This window comes from Thermotoga petrophila RKU-1 (assembly GCF_000016785.1).
GTDB lineage: Bacteria > Thermotogota > Thermotogae > Thermotogales > Thermotogaceae > Thermotoga > Thermotoga petrophila.
Window position 1 is genome coordinate 99,525 of sequence record NC_009486.1, and the last position, 20,306, is coordinate 119,830.

Genomic DNA, 20,306 nt, shown 5'->3' on the forward strand with positions numbered 1-20,306 from the left:
CCCTGTTCTGTTATACAAAAAAATGGCGGAGGCGGTGGGACTCGAACCCACAAGGGCCTCACGGCCCACCGGTTTTCGAGACCGGCTCCTTAGCCAGTTCGGACACGCCTCCGCGTCCTTCCATCTTCATATTTTATTTCATTTCGCCGCTAATTTCAATATTTCACGAACGTCTTCTCTTTCGAGCACCATTATTCTTCCCAAACTCGCTCCTTTAGGTTTCAGATTCTTTTCCACAAGAAGCATGACGTTGTCCACGATCTTGTCTATGTCTTCTTCTGGGATTCCCGCATCTTTGAGGGACACAGGAGCTCCTACCTTCTTCAGCCAGTTTTTGAAAGCTTCTATCCCTTTCAGAATCAGTTCCTCTCCCTCACCCTCAAATCCGAAGATTTTTTTCGCAAACCTTTCGAACTGCGCAGGATTCTTTCTGTACACATACTTCATCCACGCCGGAAACACAATGGCGAGACCCGCTCCGTGTGCAATATCGTAAAGAGCGCTGAGGGAGTGCTCGATCCTGTGACAAGCCCACTCTCCGCCCCTTCTTCCGACTGCCATCGTTCCATTGAGAGCGATCGTTGCAGACCACGCGAGATTTGCCCTTGCTTCGTAGTCATCCGGTTTTTCTATCAATCTTTCTGTCATTTTCATGATCGTTCTGATAGTACCTTCCGCTATTTCGTTGGAGATCTCAGGACTGCTCCCATCGAAATAGTACTCGAGGATGTGTGAGATCGCATCCACCGCTCCATAAACTGTTTGTTCTTTTGGAAGAGTGAATTGAACAGAAGGATCGATTATGGATACTTTTGGATAGAGAGCCTTCGAACTCACTCCATATTTTTCCTTCGTTTTCTCGTTCGTTATCACAGCATTACCGTTCATCTCCGTTCCCGTAGCCGAAATTGTTAGCACATCGAAAATAGGAAGGGCTTTCTCGATCTGGTATTTACCGATAAAAGCATCCCATATGTCGCCCTCGTATAGGGCACCAGCCGCTACTGCTTTTGCAGAATCCACAACGCTTCCTCCACCAACACCAAGAACAGCCTCCACCTTTTCTTTTTTCGCCACCTCGACGGCTTCGTGGACCTTGGAAAGGACTGGATTCGGCTTGACACCAGATACTTCTACCCACTCTATTCCGTGCTTTTTCAGTGAATCGACAACCTGATCATAAACGCCATTTTTCTTTATCGATCCACCACCGTATAGGAACAGCATCTTTCTGATTCCCGCGTTCTTTATCTCTTCTCCTATTTTTGGAATCGTTCCTCTTCCAAAGACGATCTTCGTGGGATTGTGGAAGACGAAGTTCTTCATCGATTACCACCTCCTCATTTCGATTGTATCATGATGGCTCAATCTCTATCTGGAAGGATCAGATTCAGGAAGATACCGACGAGGGCGGCAAGCCCTATTCCTTTCAGCTCCACCCTTCCTACTTTCAAAACAGCTCCACCGATACCAACAGTGAGCATCAAAGCGGTGATCATGAGGTTTCTTGGCTTAGAGAAATCCACCTCTGCGTTCACCATGGTTCTCACACCTACGGAAGTGATCATACCGAAGAGGATGAGACTCACTCCACCCATCACTGCCTGAGGGATCGTTTGAAGGATCGCACCGAACTTCGACACGAAGGCGGCGAATATGGCCACAAGGGCTGCTCCTCTGAGAACGGAAGGATCGTACACCCTCGTGAGGGCCAGCACTCCCGTGTTTTCACTGTAAGTGGTGTTCGCAGGACCTCCAAGAAGACCGGCCACAGCCGTTGCGAGTCCATCACCGAGGAGTGTTCTGTGAAGACCGGGCTTGTCGAAGAAATTCTTACCGACAACCGCCCCGTTAGTGGTGATATCTCCAAGATGTTCCATGAAGGTAGCGAGGGTCACCGGGACGATCATGAATATCGCTCCGTAGTCGAACTTCGGAAGCATTACTTTTGGTACACTGAAGAGAGGTGTGCTCACTATCACACTGGTATCGATCTTTCCCATGAAGAGTCCTGCTACGTATCCAACAACGACTCCTGTGATCACTGGAACCATGCTGAAGAAGCCTCTCGTCATGGTTGAAACGAAAACGACAGTGGCTATGACGATGAGGGCAAGCGGCCAATCACTCGATGCCATCTGGATGGCAACGGGGCTGAGCGTGAGCCCTATCACCATGATCATACTTCCGGTGACAACGGGAGGGAGAATCTTTTTCACCTTTTCCGGACCAACTGCCTTCACTATCAAAGCGTACAAAACATAGAACAGACCCGCTACGAATATTCCGCCCGTCGCGTAGGCGAGATCTCCGTAGATCTCTTTCACTGCCAGAATAGGAGCGATGAAGGCAAAGCTCGACCCAAGAAAGACTGGTACAATCCCGCCTGTTACAAAATGGAAGATGAGCGTGCCGATTCCCGCGGTGAGAAGCGCTACAAGAGGATCGAGCCCCGTGATGAGAGGGACCAGAACGGTGGCACCGAACATGGCAACGAAGTGCTGAAGTGCCAGCAGGAACCATCTCCATCCACTGACCTTGGTAACCGCTCCTTCGAACTCCATGGGAACACCTCCTGACATTTAAAAATAAAGGCTCTTTGAATCAAAGAGCCTTCAGTTTCTGTTTTTCAATTTTTCTCTCAAAACGAAAAAGACGAACTTTGAAACCTGCACCGGTACCTTTCTTTTACTCAAAGGAGACTGGAAAAACCTGTAAAGCCACTCCAGGTTCATCCTCTGAACCCATTCCGGTGCGCGTTTCTTTTTGCCCGATACGACGTCTATGGATCCTCCAACACCCATGGCGAGCTTCACGTTCAGCTGTGGAAAGTTCCTATATATCCACTCCTCCTGACGGGGAACACCCATCCCGACAAAGAGAAGATCGGTTGAACTTCTGTTTATATCTTCAACGATTTTCGGTGATTCTTTTTCGGAGAAGAAACCGTCGTGACAGCCCACAACTCTCACACCCGATCTCTCCAGTACTTGTTTTGCCTTCTCAACGATTTCCCTTTTCGTTCCGAGAAGATACACCTTCCAGCCTTTTTCTTTCGATCTTTCACAGAGGTGTTTCATGATCTCTATTCCAGGCAACCTTTCAGTCGTCTCCCCTGTGAGAGTTTTCATAGCCCAGACAACACCGAAACCATCGGGTACAACGAGGTCCGCAGAGTTCACGATAGCTCTATATCCTGCATCTTCTATGGCTTTCAAAAGAATCGAAGCGTTCATGGTGACAACGAAGGTTTTAATGTCTTTCTCTATCCTCTCCTCGATCGCGTTCAGGAATTCCCGCCTTGTCCCCGATAGAACTTTCGTTCCGAAAAGTTCGATCTCTTTCACCCCGTTTTCCTCCAAAAAAAAGCGGAGGGAAGACCTCCGCTTTCTGCTGGTGCCGAGGGCGGGACTTGAACCCGCACGGGGAAACCCCCACATGATCCTGAGTCATGCGCGTCTGCCAGTTCCGCCACCTCGGCACTCCTCTCCGTTCAGATAGTTTAGCACCTTCTTCCGCGAGCGTCAAGAGTTTTCCCTCTTTTCCAGTATCATCGGCTGGACGATCAGCGTGAAAACGGCCCCAACACCTATTCCGAGCATCATAAGCAGAGATATGTTTTTAAAGAGTGCGAGTTCAGAGAAGAGAAGAACGGCGAATCCCGAGATCAATCCCAGCGCGTTTGTGAGAACAGATGGTCCCACGTTCTTGACCACAAGGTACGGATCTCTCAGCCTCTTCTCTTCCGAAGCAATGTGAATGGAATAATCTATCACAAGACCCATGAGAATACCGGAGGTGATCGATGTTGACACATCCAGACTGATCCCAAAGAGGGCCATGAACAGGAAGTTGAACACCGTCGTGAAAGCGATTGGAACCATCACACTGAGTGTGGTGAGCGGTCTTCGGAATATGATGAAGACCATGGCAAAGATCAGAACTGAAGCAATGACGATGCTCTGTATCTGTGATTTCATGATGCTTTCGTTGATATCGTCCCAGATCAGAACGGATCCCGCCACATAGTGTGACCAGCCCGTTTCGCTCATCACTTTGTTGATCAGATCTACCACTTTTTTCACATGTTCGTATCCTTCCGGTGTGAGATTGACGATCAACCTTATCCTGTTTCTATCTCCGATGAAGGTCTTGAGAAACGGGTTCGTTCTGGAGAGCGCGTACATTATCGGAACGGGAATATCCACAGGAAACACCACACTGGAGACGTACTCGCTCTTTTCTATCTTTTCGATTAGCTCTTTCAAGGTCTTGGAATCCGTTCCAACGAATGGAACAGTTTTCTCCAGCACCAGATAGATCGGCTCTCTCGTGTTGAACTTTTCCACGATGAGGTCGTAAGCTTTTCTGAGTTCGGAATCCCTCTCAAAATAGGACACCATATCTGAACCCACCTGTACTCTTTTGAGCAGAAACGGTGAAAGAGCCGCCATCACCAGGAAAACAACGAGAACGATCAAAGCGATCTTTCTTCCCACGTACTTCATTCCAAAGCTCCTTGGAGTTCTCTTTGGAGTGTAGTTTCTGAAGATCTCCACACCGGATGTGAATATCACAAGAACCACAACAGCGAGTCCGGAAGAAACCAGAATTCCGAGTTCTCTGAACGCCCTTATATCGATGAAGACGAAAGACATGAATCCCGCTGCGGTGGTGAGCATCGAAAAAAGTATGGGTTTGAAGATGTGTTTTACCGCCTCTTTTTTTTCACTGAACCTGAACAGCGCGTTGTAGAAGTGAAGCCCGTACGCAGAGCCGATGATGAGGAGAAAGGTGATGGTCATCACGGTCATGGTGTTGAGGCTCTTTCCCATAGCGAAAAACACAGCGAACACAAAAAACGTGGACAGCACAGGAACCATCAAAGAAAAGAGCGCTGCTCTGAAGGATCTCAGCTGGTAGTAGAAGAGAAGAAAGATCACAAGAAACATGAAAATAGGATAAACGAAAGTCTGCCTCACCAGCTCTTTGAAAAGAGCGCTGTCTATCACTGGTTCACCAAACAGGTAATTTTTCTCGAAGTAGCCGGACACGAGACTTTTTATCTCGGGTATTTTGTCCCTTGCGTTGACACCTTCTTTGAATATCACGTTCAAAAGCGCGTACTTCCCATCTTCTGTGATGAAACTCTTCGCGTTCGGGTCATTCAAAACGTCGTTTGAAATTTTCCCATCTTTGAAGTAATAGTCCATTCTGAAACCAGAAAACCTTGGAAGGTTCACGGGACTCATAACACTCGAGATGTCTTCTCTTTTTTCCAGAGCCTCGTGGAGTTCGTACAGAGCCCTTGCGTCTTCGAAGAAGTTCTTATCACCTTCGACAACGATCACAATCGAGGAACTTCCGCCGAACTCCCTGTTCACACGAAAGAGGTTCTTCACGTTTTCGTTCGTGGTCTTTTCAGGATCTCCATTGTAACCCGGAAGGAACACCTCAGGACCGGTCTCTATCTTTCCAAGAGAAAAAACAACAAGGAACGAAAGGAAAACCAGCACCACGTATATTGTGGTGAAGAAGTACCTTCTCATGCTACCTTCCCTCCCTCGACAAGGCTTCCACCATTCGATTGAATCCTTCGCTCACCACTTTGAGATCTTCCTCGGAAAATTTCTCAAGAACACTTTTCAAAAGACTTTCGAAGTTCGAAAGAATCTCTTCGAAGATTTTCTTTCCCTTTTCGGTCAAGACCACCCGGTACGTTCTTCTATCAACAGGGTCCATCTCTCTGACGACCAGGCCTCTTTTCTCCAGAGAATCCACCACGTTCGTTACGTTGCTCTTCGTTGTGGAAAGAAACTCCGCTATCTCCTTCATCTTTTTTGGACCGAAGAGAGCCACGTAGAGGAACGCGTAGAGCTCCGTTGTTTTCATGTCAGAGATCTCTTCGTTCGATGGAAGATAACTGGAAAACCTCATCACCAGCGAAAAGAGTGTTTTGAATATCTCCAGAGCATCCATGTCTTCACCTCCCATTTTTTGACAGTTCAATTATAGAACAGTTCAATTATTTTACCAAATGGTTCGTTTCCAAAATCAACAAAGGGAAAGGACTCGTTTTTGGATGTTAATTAGTTAAGACAAAGATTTTTGCAAGATTTGTAAATTCTTTCATAAACTTGCGCACTAATTGAACTTTTGGTATAATTCCAAGAGAACATCTTTCAAAAGGGGGGATTAAGATGAAGAAAATTTTCTTGTCTCTTTCGATAGCCGCAATCCTGCTTTTCACTATGGGAACCAGCTGTGAATCGAGGGTTCAAGTACCTGTGCCTTTCCCGGAGGTGAAGGTGGAAACACCTAAGGTGGATCTTGGATTCAAAGTGGTGAAACCAACCGGAACAGAGGATTTCTTTGAAGATTTCGAATCCTATGGTCAGGGCCAGGTTGCTCCGTTCGGTCCCTGGAAAGTCTTGGAAGAAAGTCCTCACGTTGAAGAAGGAGTCCAACCTGATAAAACTATCGGAAAGATATTGAGAGTGGAGGGAAATCAGGGAATCTTCACACCTGGGGAGTGGACAAATTTTATCCTCGAGTGTAACCTGAGGCTCAACGGAATTCTTGCAGACGGGATAGTTCTATTCAGGTTATCCGATGATGCAAAAAAGGGGTTCTATGTTAACATCAATCTCTTTGGTGCTTCACTGCACAAATTTGCGGGGAGTATCGATATGAAGATTGCTGAGAACACAAGTGTTAAAGCCAGTGAGGACGTGTGGCACTACCTAAAGTTGGTGGTCAACGGACAGAACATAAAGGTGTATCTGGATGGAAAGAAAATTATAGATGTTCAAGATCCGGATGTATTCCCTGGAGGAATTGGGTTTGCAAGAGCTGAGGATACAGCTTTCTACGACAATGTAAGGGTTGAAACTCTCATTGAATAAATGAATGTAGAGTTTCTTCATATTTGTTTCTTTTCATCCATTTCATCATCTTCCTGAAGTGAAATCCAGCTGTCATTTCACCCACCACTTGTTCCAGAAAACGTGAGACTCTCTGTGTATCTTCAGAGAGTCCTTCAACTATCTGATCATCTCACCAAATAGTTCACTTTCCGAACCATCAGGTGTAAAATAGATACCGGTGATGAAGATGAAATATTCACTCTTGAAGAGTTACCTTCCAAAGGAAGAAGTACCAGGGATCAGAAAAGAACTCATAAAATTAGCACTCCCTGCCATGGGAGAAAACGTGCTCCAGATGCTCTTTGGAATGGCAGACACCGCCTTTTTGGGACATTACTCATGGAAAGCGATGAGCGGTGTGGGACTCTCCAACCAGGTATTCTGGGTGGTTCAGGTCGTTCTGATCGCCGCCAGTATGGGAGCCACCGTCACGATAGCGAACGCCATCGGAGCGGGCAACAGGAAAGCTGTGAGGTCCCTTGCCTGGAACAGTGTCTTTCTCGCCATATTCACGGGTGTTATTCTCACCGCCCTCACACCGCTCTCCGATGTACTGATAAACATCTTTCCGAATCTGGAAGGAGAAATAGAATCATCCGCGAAGGAGTATCTGAAAGTCATCCTTTCCGGTTCCATGGGCTTTTCCATCATGGCCGTGTTCTCTGCGATACTCAGGGGTGCTGGTGACACAAAAACGCCGATGATCGTCACTGGTCTCACGAACTTTCTGAACATCTTCCTCGATTACGCCATGATCTTTGGAAAGTTCGGATTCCCGGAGATGGGGGTCAGAGGAGCAGCAGTTGCGACGATCCTCTCAAGATTTGTGGGAGCAGCGATCCTCACGTACGTGATATTCAAAAGAGAGGAGTTCCAGCTCAGAAAAGGGTTTGTTCCTCCCAAGTGGTCCAGTCAAAAAGAAATTCTCCGTGTTGGATTTCCAACTGCCATAGAGAACTTCGTTTTTTCCACAGGTGTTTTGATGTTTGCGAACATCCTGCTCATCGCAGGAGCTGAAGCGTACGCTGGACACAGAATAGGTATAAACGTCGAGTCTCTATCTTTCATGCCCGCGTTTGGAATCTCGGTCGCTATCACCACACTGGTTGGAAGGTACAACGGAATGGGAAACAAGGAACACGTTCTTGGAGTCATTCGACAGGGATGGATCCTGAGTCTTCTGTTTCAGGTGACGGTTGGTATTATAATCTTTCTTTTTCCAGAGCCACTGATACGCATCTTCACCAGTGATCCACAGATAATAGAGATCTCAAAACTCCCCGTCAAGATAATTGGACTCTTCCAATTTTTCCTCGCAATAGATTCAACCATGAACGGTGCCCTCAGGGGGACGGGAAACACCCTTCCACCGATGATCATCACCTTCATCTCCATCTGGACCGTGAGGCTTCCCGTCGCCTTCGTGATGGTGAAGTACTTCCAGCTTGGGCTTCTCGGTGCCTGGATCGGAATGATCGCAGACATCATCTTTCGAAGTACACTGAAGCTCCTCTTCTTCCTCTCCGGCAAGTGGGAAAAGAGAGCCGTCCTCACACGGGAGAGAGTGAAAGAGTTGGGATAATTCATTCATCTGGATCGAAAAACTACCTCACCCTCTTTGATCGTCATCACAACGTTCAAATCTTCATCGAGGAGAACAAGATCCGCCCTCGTTCCTTCGGCTATTCTTCCTCTGTCATCCAGTCCCAGTTCAACACAGCTGTTGTACGAGGACACTTTTGCAAGTTCTGTAAGGGAACACCCCGTGAACTTTCTGAAGTTCTTCACGGCCTGCGAGAAAAGGAGCGTGCTTCCCGCGAGTGTACCATCTTCCAACCTCGGAACACCGCCTTCCACCTTCACCACGAGATCTCCCAGGGTGGTCGTTCCATCTTTGAGACCCGCCACGGATATAGAATCTGTGACCAGAACGATTCCATCCGCTTTTTTCACTTTGTAGACGAGTTTCACCATCTCCTTAGAAAGATGCACCCCGTCGCAGATGAGCTCCAGCTTCACATCGTCCAACAAAAGTCCCGCCCCCGTGATTCCTATCTCTCTGTGATGAAGAGGCTTCAATCCGTTCGGAAAATGTGTGATTCTCTTGACACCCTCTTTGTAGAATTTCATGAACTCCTCAAAAGTTGCAATGGAGTGTCCCGCAGAGAGAACGATGTCTCTTTCCACAAGTTTCAAAAGAAGTTCGGAGCTTTCTATCTCAGGTGCGAAGGTGAGCATCTTCACCGGAGAATCGATTTCCCTCAGTTCTTCTTCTGAAGGTGGTCTTATGTGTCCTTCTGAGTGCGCCCCTTTCTTTTCTTTGGAGATGTACGGTCCTTCCAGATGAACGCCCAGCAGCGATGTTGACGGGTTTTCAAGGATGTATTCTCTTGCCTTCTCCAGAATTTCTTTCATTTTTTCGAGCGAAGTGGAAACAGTTGTGGCAAGGAACGTGGTGACTCCCTGAGAGTAGAGAAATTCTTCCATTTCAGAGAAGTCGCAGTTCATGGTGTCTGCACCCACCACACCGTGGATGTGCGGATCAACAAACCCGGGCATGAGAACACCCCGTGGAATGCATTCTCTCTTCTCAACTTTCACGATCTTTCCCTCTTCTATCTCCACGTCCCCGGTGAACTCTCCATCGATGGGATCAACGATCAGAACTTTCTCAACAATCATAGAATGCACCTCACAGAACAACGGTCTTTTCCAAATGAGGTGGCTTGTCTGGTGAGATACCCCGGGAAATCGCCTTCTGGTACCCGAGAATCTGAGCGGGAACAGTTCTCAAAAAGGCAGATCTCCAGTCGTTGCTCACCGGGATATCTCCACCTTCCCCTACTTCCAGAACGGTGGCACCGAGTGACTCGAGTTCTTTTCTCAAGCGCTTCTCCTGTTCATCCATTCCCGACACTTTTTGCATGAAAACGAGGGTGCCTTTTTTCACCAGAGCCTTTGGACCGTGTCTGTATTCAAGCGTTGAATACGCCTCCGAGAAAGTGAGCGACATCTCGATACATTTTAAAGCCGATTCAAGGCTAACTCCAAAAAACTCTGACATGCCAAGAAACACGAAGTGATCGTGTTCTTTCAGATCGATCTTTTCAATCACTTTCCAGGAGATATCGAAGAACTCGGGCGAATACCCAACGAGTTCTGAGAACCTCTCCGTTGAATTTCCGGCTATCTTGTCCGCAAGAAACATCAAAGAGAGCAGGATCATACTGAAAGACTTCGTCATCACGATCGCTTCTTCTCGTACGGGAAACACGAGTGGAAGATCACTCTCTTTTGCGAGTCTCGATTCTTCTTCTATAGTGATCCCTACTGTTCTGTAGTTTCGTTTCCTCAGAACATCGTTTGCGAGAAGTACCTCCGTTGTGTTCCCGGTTCTCGAGAAAAGAAAGGCCAGTCCTTCCTCCTTGAGATCTGGAACCTTCTGGAAAGCCACTTCACCTGCTGGAATCGCCTTCGTTCTTATCTTTAACACTCTCTCAAAATAATTGGAGATGGTGAGAGCGAGGTTGTACGAACTCCCACATCCCACAAAGAGCACTTCATCGGTCAGATTCTTCTGTATTTCACTGAATATTTCCGTTTTTTCCAGATTCAGAACAAAATTCCCAAAGAACTCCTTCAACTCGTTTTTCTGGTCTGTGATCTCTTTCAGCGTTTTGCTCATAATCTTCCCTCCTTCAGTATTTCACGCCACCGGCAATAGCGTTTATTATGTACCTCTGAGCGAAGATGAACAGTACCACAACAGGAAGTATTGCCAGAACGATTCCGGCTGCGGTGTATCTGAAATTCACCTGAAAAGTGCTGTTCAGATAAACGAGTGCCACAGAGAGAGGATACTTGTTGGAATCGGACAGAACTATGAGAGGCCACAGGAAATTGTCCCACCAGGTGATCACCTGGAACACAACGAGAGTGGCAATATCTGGTTTTATCAGAGGTGTGATTATCCTCCACCATATGTAGAGTTCTCCGGCACCATCTATCCTTGCAGCGTCTTCGAAGCTCTTCGGAACACTCAAATAAGCCTGTCTCATCATGAATATACCGAAGATCGTAACAGCCTGGGGGAGAATCACCCCGGTGTAGGTGTTCAGAAGACTGAGCTTTCTGAGGGTGAGGTAGTTGACTATCAGGGTGTTCTGAACTGGAATCATCATTGGAAGAAGAATCAGAAAGAGCACCAGCTGTTTCCCTTTGAAGTCTATTCTGGCGAGAGGATAGGCCACCATCAGCGAGAAAAGCACGTTCAAAAGTGTGCCAAAACCCGCTATTATAATCGTGTTCAGATAGTAATTTCCAAGCTTCACCGTTTTCCATGCCCCAACGTAGTTTGAAAAGGTTGCCGGGTACGGAATGAGACTCGGTGGATACTTGTACACGTTGCCCCCTGCCTCGAAAGAGGTCTTTGCAATCCAGTAAAACGGCCACACTGAAAGAATCGAAAAAAGAACAAGGACCACATAAGTCAAGATCTTTCTGATCTTAGGCATAATAGCTCTTCAAACCTCCTTCCCTGAACAGATAGAAGTTCAAAAGCGAAAATGCAATCACAACGAAGCTGAACAGAACAGCGGCAGCGTTCGAGTACCCGAACTGGAGATATTCAAAAGCTCGATTGTATATGAAAATTCCCATTGTTTCCGTTGCGTGAACCGGTCCACCCTTTGTCATAGCGTAAATCTCTCCGAAGACGTTCAAAGCCGCTATGGACGACATGGTTGAGCAAAACAAGATGTACGGTTTCAGAAGGGGAATCGTCACCTTGAAAAAGACTTGAGAAGGTTTCGCACCGTCAACCCTGGCAGCTTCTATCAATTCCCTGGGGATGCTCTGGAGCCCCGCCAGATATATGACCATGTAGTAACCGAAGCCCTTCCACATGGTGACAAACATGATAGCGAAGAGAGCTATCTTGGGATCCGAGAGGAAAGCAATCGGCTCGTCTATAATATGAAGTGATTGGAGAAGAAAGTTGATGAATCCTTTTTCTCTGTACATCCACTGCCATGTGATCGCAGCGATGGTGATGGGAGTAACCACTGGAAGAAAGATGAGAGTTCTGAAAAGATTCCTACCCCTTATGGCCCTGTCGAGCAGGACCGCAAGCAGTATAGAAATGAGCTGGAGCGGAGGTACAACAAGCAGGTACAAAAGACTGTTTTTGAAGGCGTTCCAGAATAAAGGATCGCGAAGCAGATCGACGTAGTTTTTCAGTCCAATATAAAGAGATTCTCCCACTATGTCGTACTGGTAAAAGGATATTTTGATACCGAACACGAGAGGATAATATATGAAAAGCACCATGAGGAGAGTTGGGATCGTTATGAAGAAGAATGCAAGAAGAAGCTGTTTTTTTCTCAGACTCTTGTAGTACCTTCCTGGCATTCTCTCTCTCCTTTCGAAAGGGAGGGGGACACACCCCTCCCCATCTTTTTTATTTCGATTGCTGAGTCTGAATGAGATATCTCCAGTACTTCGCGGTCTCTTTGAGCGCCGTTTCGGGATCTTTCTGTCCAAGGAACACCTGAATAATGGCATCCTTCAGTCTGTCGAACGCTTCTTTTCTGAATGGTATGTCATCGTTGTAGAACGTGATGTTCTCAAGATACTTGGCTCCCATGATCCTGGCTTTGGCAGCGAGCGTTCCATCGTCTTTTGAGAACCACGGATCGTTCACCGCTGCTTTGAGAGTCGGGAATATGGTCACGAGCTTACAGAATGCGATCTGGTTCTCGAGGTTTGCAACGAACGCTGCGAATTTAGCGGCTTCCTTAGGATTCTTGGATCCTCTGACTACGTTCAGAGTTGAGTACCATCCACTCATTCTCACACCCGGTTTTGGAGCTGGAATAGGAGCAACATCGGATTTTTCGTATATTTCCGGAGCGTTCCATTTCACTCTGTCCGCGAACTGAACACCAGTGATCAACATGGCGAGTTCTCCAGCCTGATAGAGTTCTGTTGCTCTCGTCCATTCTCCACCCTGGACGATTTCACTCGGGATGTACTTCTGTTTGTAGAGAGTGGCCCATTTGTTGAGAGTGTGAGCGTATTCCGGTCTGTCGAAGAGCACTTCTTTTATTCTGTTGTTTTCATCCACCGTGTAGAGATTCAATCCGTCCCAGTTGAAGATCGCAGAGGGATCTTGGAAGATCGTAGGAAGAGCACCGTATTTTCCCGTTTTTTCCTTGATCAAAACTGAGTAGAGGAGTATTTCATCCCAGGTTCGAGGTGGATACTTCGGATCCAGTCCAGCTTTTTCGAAGATCTCTTTGTTGTAGAATATCACGTCCACAGCTGTGTACCAGGGAATTCCATAAATTCCGTCTTTCCAAGTGAGTCCTTTGATCATGTTGTCGAAGTACTGGTTGATAACTTCTTCGGGTAGCAAATCGTTCAAGGGGAACAGGACTTTCTTCTGAGCGAATTCGATGGTCCACTGAGCGTTCAGGTTCACAACATCGGGTGGATTTCCAGAAGAGAAGGCCGCAAGAAGCTTCTGCTGGAGAACGTCCCATGGAACATCTTCCCAGACGATTTCAACATCCGGGTTCAACTCTTCATACCTGTCGATGATTCCCTGAATGAAATCTGTGAAGGTCGGTTTCAACGACATGGTCCAGAAGACTATCTTGGTTTTGGACAGTGCCAGAACTGCGAGAAGAACTACCATGAGAATGACCAAAAACTTCCTCATGAATCACACCTCCCTAAAAAATGTTCTAAGGATTTATAGATAGAAATGGGTTTCGTCGATCTTGTGACGACTATCTTTCTTCCCTCGAAATACCTGACATCGAACGGATTTCTCAGAACGAAGTAAACGGTCTTTTCTGCCGGAAGGCTCAGATGGGCTTTCAAAGCCTTTTCGTTCGGTATGTCGGCTACAAAATCGAAGATCAAATCACCTTCAACGAACTCGGGACCGTCTTCTACGGTGTATCGAACAACATTCTCGACTTCGAAAAATCTGGAAACGATCTCTGGAATCTGATCGTAATCGCCCCCCGTGGTGTCTGCCTGACTCAGATTCTCACTGGAAGGAACGAGAAGAGTCACTTCACTGGTATGATCTATCTTTTCAAAACCGAGGAATTCCACAGCCTTTGCCGAAGAATCGGCGAGGAAACCAACACCGCTGTTTTTCTTCGCAAAAGCAAGATATTTTTCCACCATCCTTATGGAGCGCTCCACTTTGTCCTTCTGGACCTTTCCATCCTCGAGGAGTTTCACCAGCGTTTCATAGTAAACCGGAAGATTTCTGTAATCACCGAGAAGGATCATGTTTCCTCCCGCGTTCAGAAAGAGACTCACAATCTCTTCAACAGAGAAATTGTTCGACACAGCGCTCATTTCCATAGCGTCACTGATCACAAGACCGTCGAAACCGATCTTTTTTCTGAGAACGTCCGTTATGATCTTCTCCGAAAGAGTAGCCGGGAGACTGTCTATCGAAGAGTATCTGACGTGGGCCGTCATGACCGTGACCTTTTTCTCCCTTTCCAGCACCTTTCTGAACGGCAGAAGATCCTCTTCCCAGAGTTTTTCAAAGGGTGCATCGACCACAGGAAGGGTGAGGTGAGAGTCTTCTCTTGCTCTTCCGTGACCTGGAAAGTGCTTGATGCAGGGCATAACTCCACCTTCCAGATAACCTTCACAGGCTTTTGCCCCGTGCTCGGCTACGATTTTGGGATCTGAGCCGTAGCTTCTCATGTCGATCACCGAAGAGCTTTCCTCAGAAAGAAGATCCAGAACAGGAGCAAAAACCATGTTGAACCCCACAATCTCCATGATCTTTCCTGCGATCTTGGAATATCTGTAAGTCACATCTGGTGAGTTTTTCCCAAAGGCAAGATTTCCCGGAGACGAGGGAACGTATTTCAACACCTCAAGCTGGCCACCCTCGTGATCGGAACTGACGAGAAAATCTCCTTCCTTCGATAGAAAACTCATGAAATCCATTAGAAGGTACTCTTTCGAAAGAACTCCTGGATAGATCAAAATACCGGCCGGTCTGTATTTTCTGATTATTTCCTTGACTTCTTCGTTGAAGTCGTTGAAACCGCAGAAGAACAGCTTTCCAAGATCCACGTCCACCACTCCTTCATTTCAGAATCTTGCCGGCGAACTCGTAGTCTTCCAGAATCCTTTTCCAGAAGGCTTTTGCTGCACCGAAGGCGACCGTCCAGAGACCTCTTTCATCGAAGAGAACCTCAACGTCAGAGATGTGTCTTTTTTCAAGGCGGTCCTGAACGTTCTTTGCCAGCTCACTATGAAACTCATGGGAAAACAACGTTATGTCTCCACCAAAAATCACGGTTTCGGGATCTAAAAGATAGCTAACGAAAGAAGCAACCTCCGAAAGCTTCGAAAGAAGCTTCAAGAGTGAATCGGAAGAAAGGTTTTTCAAATCTACTTCATCGAGTGTGGCTGGTTCAGACAGAATGGGCGGCAGGATGTCAATTTCGAATTCACCCGCGGCACCGTTGGAACCCTGGTACAGGCTTCCTTCCAGCCAGAGTCCCGCTCCAACACCCACCGGCTGGTTCAGATAGTAAGGAACAGAGATCAGAAAATAAACTACATTTTTCTTTTGAAAACCGTATCCCACAACTGCCGCGTTTGCGTCGTTAAGAACGAAAATCTCTGTTCCAAATTCCCTGGAGAGAATTCCTCCAAGATCGAGATCTTCAATACCGAGGGCCGAAGAAAAGATCACCTTGTTTTCTTTTATGATTCCAGGCATACCGATGGAAATTCCCACTGTACTCGGATAGCTTTCTTTAAAAGCCATAACACAATCAACAAGAGCGTTTACGATCTCATCTCCACGAAAGTTTCTGTGTATTTCACTTTTTTCAACCTCGTTTCCCTTCGCATCGATCACAACACCGATCAACCTGTTCTGCTCAACTCCAATCCCCAGAACGAAGAACTTATTCGGGTTTGCCGTATAGAGAGCGGTTTTTCTACCTCCCGAGGAACCAGGAGATGCTTCTTCGACCTTCAGAGCAAAACCCGATTCCAGCAGAGAACGAAAATTCCTGGACACGGTGGACATGTTCACAGAAAGCTTTTCACTGATTTCTCTCATCGATATCTTTTCGTTTTCTATGAGAAGTTTGAGAATCTTGTGTTGAGTGGGTGAAATATTCAAAAGGGGTCCCTCCCATCAGTTAGTTGCATGCTGCAAACAACTTCATAAATTATTGTCAACCAATAGGTCACGCTTTGTCAAGTTACAGTTTCATTTCGTTAACTGATGGAGGAATTTAAGGAGGGAAAAACGAAAAGGTGGCTCCAGAAGGAGCCACCCGCTTTCTTGTTTTTATTTTCTGTTATACCTTTTTGTAGCAGAACCACCAGTCGTAGCACTCGAAATCTTTCGATTCCAGTCTCTCTCTTGCTTCTTCCACACTGCTTGCCGGAGGAACGATCACAGAATCGTTTATGAGCTCGTTGCTTGGCCAGTTGGCAGGAATGGCAACTCCTTTTTCATCTGACGTCTGAAGAGCTCTCACCGCTCTGAGAATTTCATCGATGTTTCTTCCAACTTCCTGCGGGTAGTAGACGATGGCCCTTATGATTCCGTTCGGATCGACTATGAAAACGGCCCTCACTGTGTTTGTTCCCTTGCTGGGATGAATCAATCCGAGCCTTCTGGAAACTTCTCCTAAGTCATCTGCTATGACAGGAAATTCGATTTCGACTCCCAGTTTTTCCTTGATCCACTCGATCCACTTGATGTGTGAAAAAACCTGGTCGATGCTGAGACCTATGAGTTCCGTGTTGAGTTTTTTGAACTCATCGTACCTCTTCTGAAACGCAACGAACTCGGTGGTACACACCGGAGTGAAATCAGCCGGATGGCTGAAGAGAACGAACCACTTTCCCCTGAAGTCGTCCGGAAGAATCTTTTTTCCATGAGTGGTCTTCACTTCCAATCTTGGGAACTCTTCACCTATGAGAGGAATTCTTCCTTCCATACAAAACACCTCCTCGTAAATTTTTAAAATGATTCTAATTTGATATCCATTCTCAATAATACACGTATTGTGTTTCTTGAATTTTTCTGTTCTGTATCAAATTCGAATCATTAAGGATTTCAAACAGAGAACAAAAAACGGGGAGAATCTCTCCCCGTCTCTACAAGCTTTCTTCTATCGTTTTCAAAAATTCTTCTGATTTCTTCAATCGTTCCATCACTTGATCTTTTGTTTCGAACTTTTCATCGTTCCAGAGGTTCACGCTCCAGTCTTCCAGTATCATCTTCCACTCCTCATCAGAAGCTACGCTGTAGGCTTTTTCCAGAGTTCTCAAGAAGTTCCTTGCATCGTTCAGAATGAGCCTGTAGTGTTCGAGGAATCTTATGTATCTTTCGAAAACAAGAACATCTCTGAGTTCGTACAGATCGTTGTAGATCCTGGAAAGCACTTCGCTGATTCTGGAAGCTTCAACATTTTTTTGCTTCATATAGCTTTCGAAGTTTTTCATCCTTTCTACGAGAAGTTCTGCCCATGGATTCAACTTGTACGTGTAGTTCTTCTCTGATATGAATTTGTTCATTTCCTGAACGTTGATGGACAGCCAGTTCAGATTCTTGAAGCTTTCAAAAAGGTCCTTGAAGAGTTTTTCGAATTGATTCGCGTACTCTTTTCCCAGATTACTTTCGAGGTATTCCTTCAGTTCCTCCAGAACGCTTTCAAATGTCTTTTCTGCTCTACTTTCGTACAGCGATATGGATTCTTTTGCGTTTCTGTAGCTCTCATTGTAAATCTTCAGGACGTCTTCGGATACGAACAAGGCCTCCTGACGATTGTTTGAAGAGACGTATTCGAAAGGCATCGCATGCAGAAAATCGAGAACACCATCTGGAACTCCCCAGACACCCGCTTTGCTCATGCTTTCAACTGCCCAGATTTCTTTTTTAGCAAGGTAGAATAGAAACTCTCTGTTCTTCTGAACGGTGAGCGGTTGAGCTTCCGCAGCTTTCGTAGCGAAATATCTGTAGATATCCTGCCCCGCAACGGCTTTCCTGAGATCGTAGTGTTTCCAGTCGGGAAATCTGTTCCACGCACCCGGAAGAATCTTCACCGTGAGCTTCGCGTAATTCGTGAAACTATCGAAATACCTTGATGTCAACTCAGCGAAGGCTTTCTGTATCAGATCGTCCTGGGCTTTCGAGAACAAAATCTTCATGATCTGGTGAAGCCCTACATACCTTGTTGCAAGGCCTCTGTATGTGTTTCTCTCGTTGAAAGACTTCAAAGAGGAAAGGTACAGAGAAACGGAATCGAGGAGGACCTGAGCGGTGATGAGATTGTCCTCTCCCAGATCGTTGATCGTGGAAAGACTCGCGTTCTCAAGAAACGTCAGATCAGTCTTCTTCACATCCGAAAAGACCACCTTCTGGTAATCATCAAAGTTCTGTTCAAAAAACGCATTGTAATCCTCTTTTGTCTTCAGCTTCGCTTTCAATTCGTCGATTCGGTACTCGCTTGTTGCAAGCGATGCAAGGTAGAAATAAGATCTTCCGTACGTTTTGTTCACTTGAACGGATTTCAAGAAGTACTCTTTCGCTTTCCTGTAGAGTTCTATTTTTTGATTCGTGAGTTGATTCCTATAAGATGCTATCTGCTGAAGAGCGTTCTGCAACTTCTGCCTTTCTTTTTGAATGGTCTCGAGCCTCAATCTTTCTATCTCCAGGTTAGAAGGCTTCACCGGAAGGTTCTGACTTTCAACGAACTTCTTGAATTCGTCGGATTTCAGGTAACTGTAACGTCCACTCAGAGAGCTCAGCTCTTCCATGGCTGTCTTTACCTGCTGTTCGTAGTTGTCCAGTTTGGCCATGTCTTCTTCCACTTTCCTTATAGAAAGATAGGCAGAATTTCCCCATTTGAAATAAACTTCAGAAATGAAGTAGTTCCATTTCAAGTAAGCGGAAACGACACCAACCAGAAGAACGATCGTTCCAAACACAACGACCTTCTTTCGTTGAATCTCCACTTTCCTTCCGTCGTAGAAGTACCCACCAACCGCTATGGAAGCAATTGTCATCACAAGAAAACCGTTTGGAAGTAGATGCGCCGGAAAGCTGAACGCGCTGTGCATCATGAACGTGATGAAAGAACTGGCAAGTGTCAGAAAGAGCAAGAGATCATCCCGTACCGTGATCCTTCGAATTATTTTGAAGAACAGTATCCCAAGCGACAGAGCGAGAAAGACGACGGAAACAAATCCGACAATTCCCATTTCTCCAAGAACCTGAAGGTAATCGTTGTGCGTTCTCTTGAAGTTGTTCCAGCCGTACATCAGAATCGGGTGGTCTTCTATAACATCTCCCATGTAGTTTATCGTGAGAATCTGATACGTTCCGATTCCGGTACCGAGAATCTTGTGTGTTCTCCACTGGTATATCGATGAGAACCAGGACAGAAGCCTCTCGTGCCAGGAACTCACCTCGGCAACCGCCTGAATTCTTCCTGCGGGAGATACCATTCCGTAACCGTTCAGAGGAGTGGGAAGATTGTAGAGAACAACGAGGACGATCGAAGCGATCAGAACGAAAGTCGTGAGAGCTTTACTCATACTCAGAACTTCTCTGTCTGTCTCTTTCGAAACCTTCTTTTTTCTGAAGATCATGTAGAACACAGAGAAAATACAGAGGGAGATGATGTTCGCAACGTACAGCGATCTCGTCTGAGACACCAGTATTCCCGAAACTATGAGAAGCGCAGAAACTGAAGCTATCACTTTGATTACGGACGCTTCTTTTCTTTTGAAATCGGCTGACGCTATGAGATAGATAGCGAGCGGAAGGTTCAGGGAGAGAAAGTTCGAAACGAAGTTCACGTTTCCTATGGTCGCCTTCACGGTTGCCCTCGAAAAGGGACTCCCCACACTTCCAAGAAAAACATCGACACCGCCGTAGAAGTTCAAAAGCGCGTCGAAAGCTATGAATCCCGCAAGAGCCACACTGACTGTGAGGAATCTCCTTATTCTCTCCTTTGTAACAAAGAAGTTCGAGATGAAGATCGATGTGAAGAACATGAGAAGAACGTAGATCGCTATGTCAAAGGAATATCTGAAATAGACAGGATTATCGCGATAGACATTTATCGTAGATAAAAGAGCGGAGATAGCGAAGGCAAAAAAAGCCACGTGGGCCATGTTGAATCTGATTTCCAGTTTCTCCTTCCTGAGAATCTTCATCAGGATCATGAAGAACATGACGCTCAGAAACACCGTGATCAAAGCGTACTTTGGAACGCTGAACTCGTACGTGAGTTTCCTGGACGAGAAAAGGGCAACGACAACGTACATGATGTAAAACAGAATCTCCATAAGTTTTCCCTC

The 20,306-nt window shown here is 46.3% G+C and carries 16 protein-coding genes and 2 tRNA genes; 2 read left to right on the plus strand and 16 right to left on the minus strand.

Going from position 1 to position 20,306, the window contains the following annotated elements; genetic code table 11:
* Positions 1–23: 23 nt before the first annotated feature.
* The 7 genes from TPET_RS00535 to TPET_RS00565 form a co-directional block, all read right to left on the minus strand.
* A tRNA-Ser gene (locus TPET_RS00535) sits at positions 24–112 on the minus strand.
* A 26-nt stretch (positions 113–138) separates the two neighbouring features.
* Positions 139–1,326: an iron-containing alcohol dehydrogenase gene (locus TPET_RS00540; protein ID WP_011942810.1), complete on the minus strand. Its 1,188-nt coding sequence runs from the start codon at positions 1,324–1,326 to the stop codon at positions 139–141.
* A 38-nt stretch (positions 1,327–1,364) separates the two neighbouring features.
* Positions 1,365–2,564 (minus strand): uracil-xanthine permease family protein, encoded by a 1,200-nt coding sequence (locus TPET_RS00545; RefSeq protein WP_004080841.1) that lies wholly within the window; start codon positions 2,562–2,564, stop codon positions 1,365–1,367.
* Positions 2,565–2,615: 51 nt separating this feature from the next.
* A complete protein-coding gene (locus TPET_RS00550) occupies positions 2,616–3,347 on the minus strand; it encodes a WecB/TagA/CpsF family glycosyltransferase (protein WP_011942811.1) in 732 nt (243 codons plus the stop codon).
* A 47-nt stretch (positions 3,348–3,394) separates the two neighbouring features.
* Positions 3,395–3,481 (minus strand) — tRNA-Leu (locus tag TPET_RS00555).
* A gap of 43 nt (positions 3,482–3,524) precedes the next feature.
* Entirely contained in the window at positions 3,525–5,549 is a 2,025-nt protein-coding gene (locus TPET_RS00560; RefSeq protein ID WP_011942812.1) for an efflux RND transporter permease subunit, read from the minus strand.
* 1 nt (position 5,550) lies between these two features.
* Positions 5,551–5,979, minus strand: a complete 429-nt coding sequence (locus tag TPET_RS00565) for a MarR family winged helix-turn-helix transcriptional regulator (RefSeq protein ID WP_011942813.1) — start codon at positions 5,977–5,979, stop codon at positions 5,551–5,553.
* A 344-nt stretch (positions 5,980–6,323) separates the two neighbouring features.
* On the opposite strand from TPET_RS00565, the gene TPET_RS00570 reads away from it, so the two are divergent.
* The gene (locus tag TPET_RS00570) at positions 6,324–6,905 is read left to right on the plus strand and encodes a 3-keto-disaccharide hydrolase (protein WP_235231245.1); all 582 of its coding nucleotides are present in this window, start codon (positions 6,324–6,326) and stop codon (positions 6,903–6,905) included.
* 208 nt (positions 6,906–7,113) lie between these two features.
* Positions 7,114–8,508 (plus strand): MATE family efflux transporter, encoded by a 1,395-nt coding sequence (locus tag TPET_RS00575; protein ID WP_011942815.1) that lies wholly within the window; start codon positions 7,114–7,116, stop codon positions 8,506–8,508.
* A gap of 5 nt (positions 8,509–8,513) precedes the next feature.
* Here the strand turns inward: TPET_RS00575 and nagA (TPET_RS00580) are convergent, their stop codons facing one another.
* From nagA (TPET_RS00580) to TPET_RS00620, 9 genes are all read right to left on the minus strand, one after another.
* Entirely contained in the window at positions 8,514–9,608 is a 1,095-nt protein-coding gene (gene nagA, locus TPET_RS00580) for an N-acetylglucosamine-6-phosphate deacetylase (protein ID WP_011942816.1), read from the minus strand.
* Between the two features lie 10 nt (positions 9,609–9,618).
* On the minus strand, positions 9,619–10,611 hold the full coding sequence (locus TPET_RS00585; RefSeq protein WP_011942817.1) for an SIS domain-containing protein: 993 nt from the start codon (positions 10,609–10,611) through the stop codon (positions 9,619–9,621).
* A 13-nt stretch (positions 10,612–10,624) separates the two neighbouring features.
* Positions 10,625–11,440 carry a carbohydrate ABC transporter permease gene (locus tag TPET_RS00590; protein ID WP_011942818.1) on the minus strand — a complete coding sequence of 272 codons (816 nt, stop codon included), beginning with the start codon at positions 11,438–11,440 and terminating at the stop codon, positions 10,625–10,627.
* Positions 11,433–12,335, minus strand: a complete 903-nt coding sequence (locus TPET_RS00595; RefSeq protein WP_004080851.1) for a carbohydrate ABC transporter permease — start codon at positions 12,333–12,335, stop codon at positions 11,433–11,435. Before TPET_RS00595 ends, TPET_RS00590 begins: the two co-directional genes overlap by 8 nt.
* 49 nt (positions 12,336–12,384) lie before the next feature.
* Positions 12,385–13,647, minus strand: coding sequence for an ABC transporter substrate-binding protein (locus TPET_RS00600; protein ID WP_004080852.1), 1,263 nt, complete (start codon positions 13,645–13,647; stop codon positions 12,385–12,387).
* Positions 13,644–15,047 (minus strand): beta-N-acetylglucosaminidase, encoded by a 1,404-nt coding sequence (nagA, locus tag TPET_RS00605; RefSeq protein WP_011942819.1) that lies wholly within the window; start codon positions 15,045–15,047, stop codon positions 13,644–13,646. Before nagA (TPET_RS00605) ends, TPET_RS00600 begins: the two co-directional genes overlap by 4 nt.
* Before the next feature lie 7 nt (positions 15,048–15,054).
* Positions 15,055–16,107 (minus strand): ROK family transcriptional regulator, encoded by a 1,053-nt coding sequence (locus tag TPET_RS00610; RefSeq protein WP_011942820.1) that lies wholly within the window; start codon positions 16,105–16,107, stop codon positions 15,055–15,057.
* A gap of 181 nt (positions 16,108–16,288) precedes the next feature.
* A complete protein-coding gene (locus TPET_RS00615; protein WP_011942821.1) occupies positions 16,289–16,936 on the minus strand; it encodes a peroxiredoxin in 648 nt (215 codons plus the stop codon).
* A gap of 160 nt (positions 16,937–17,096) precedes the next feature.
* Positions 17,097–20,294, minus strand: coding sequence for an O-antigen ligase family protein (locus tag TPET_RS00620; RefSeq protein WP_011942822.1), 3,198 nt, complete (start codon positions 20,292–20,294; stop codon positions 17,097–17,099).
* Positions 20,295–20,306 lie beyond the last annotated feature (12 nt).

Excerpts from the sequence above, each read along its gene's own strand:
- TPET_RS00540 (WP_011942810.1), bottom strand. The coding sequence starts at position 1,326 with ATGAAGAACTTCGTCTTCCACAATCCCACGAAGATCGTCTTTGGAAGA.
- TPET_RS00545 (WP_004080841.1), bottom strand. The coding sequence starts at position 2,564 with ATGGAGTTCGAAGGAGCGGTTACCAAGGTCAGTGGATGGAGATGGTTC.
- TPET_RS00560 (WP_011942812.1), bottom strand. The coding sequence starts at position 5,549 with ATGAGAAGGTACTTCTTCACCACAATATACGTGGTGCTGGTTTTCCTT.
- TPET_RS00565 (WP_011942813.1), bottom strand. The coding sequence starts at position 5,979 with ATGGATGCTCTGGAGATATTCAAAACACTCTTTTCGCTGGTGATGAGG.
- TPET_RS00575 (WP_011942815.1), top strand. The coding sequence starts at position 7,114 with ATGAAATATTCACTCTTGAAGAGTTACCTTCCAAAGGAAGAAGTACCA.
- nagA (WP_011942816.1), bottom strand. The coding sequence starts at position 9,608 with ATGATTGTTGAGAAAGTTCTGATCGTTGATCCCATCGATGGAGAGTTC.
- TPET_RS00585 (WP_011942817.1), bottom strand. The coding sequence starts at position 10,611 with ATGAGCAAAACGCTGAAAGAGATCACAGACCAGAAAAACGAGTTGAAG.
- TPET_RS00590 (WP_011942818.1), bottom strand. The coding sequence starts at position 11,440 with ATGCCTAAGATCAGAAAGATCTTGACTTATGTGGTCCTTGTTCTTTTT.
- TPET_RS00595 (WP_004080851.1), bottom strand. The coding sequence starts at position 12,335 with ATGCCAGGAAGGTACTACAAGAGTCTGAGAAAAAAACAGCTTCTTCTT.
- TPET_RS00600 (WP_004080852.1), bottom strand. The coding sequence starts at position 13,647 with ATGAGGAAGTTTTTGGTCATTCTCATGGTAGTTCTTCTCGCAGTTCTG.
- TPET_RS00615 (WP_011942821.1), bottom strand. The coding sequence starts at position 16,936 with ATGGAAGGAAGAATTCCTCTCATAGGTGAAGAGTTCCCAAGATTGGAA.
- TPET_RS00620 (WP_011942822.1), bottom strand. The coding sequence starts at position 20,294 with ATGGAGATTCTGTTTTACATCATGTACGTTGTCGTTGCCCTTTTCTCG.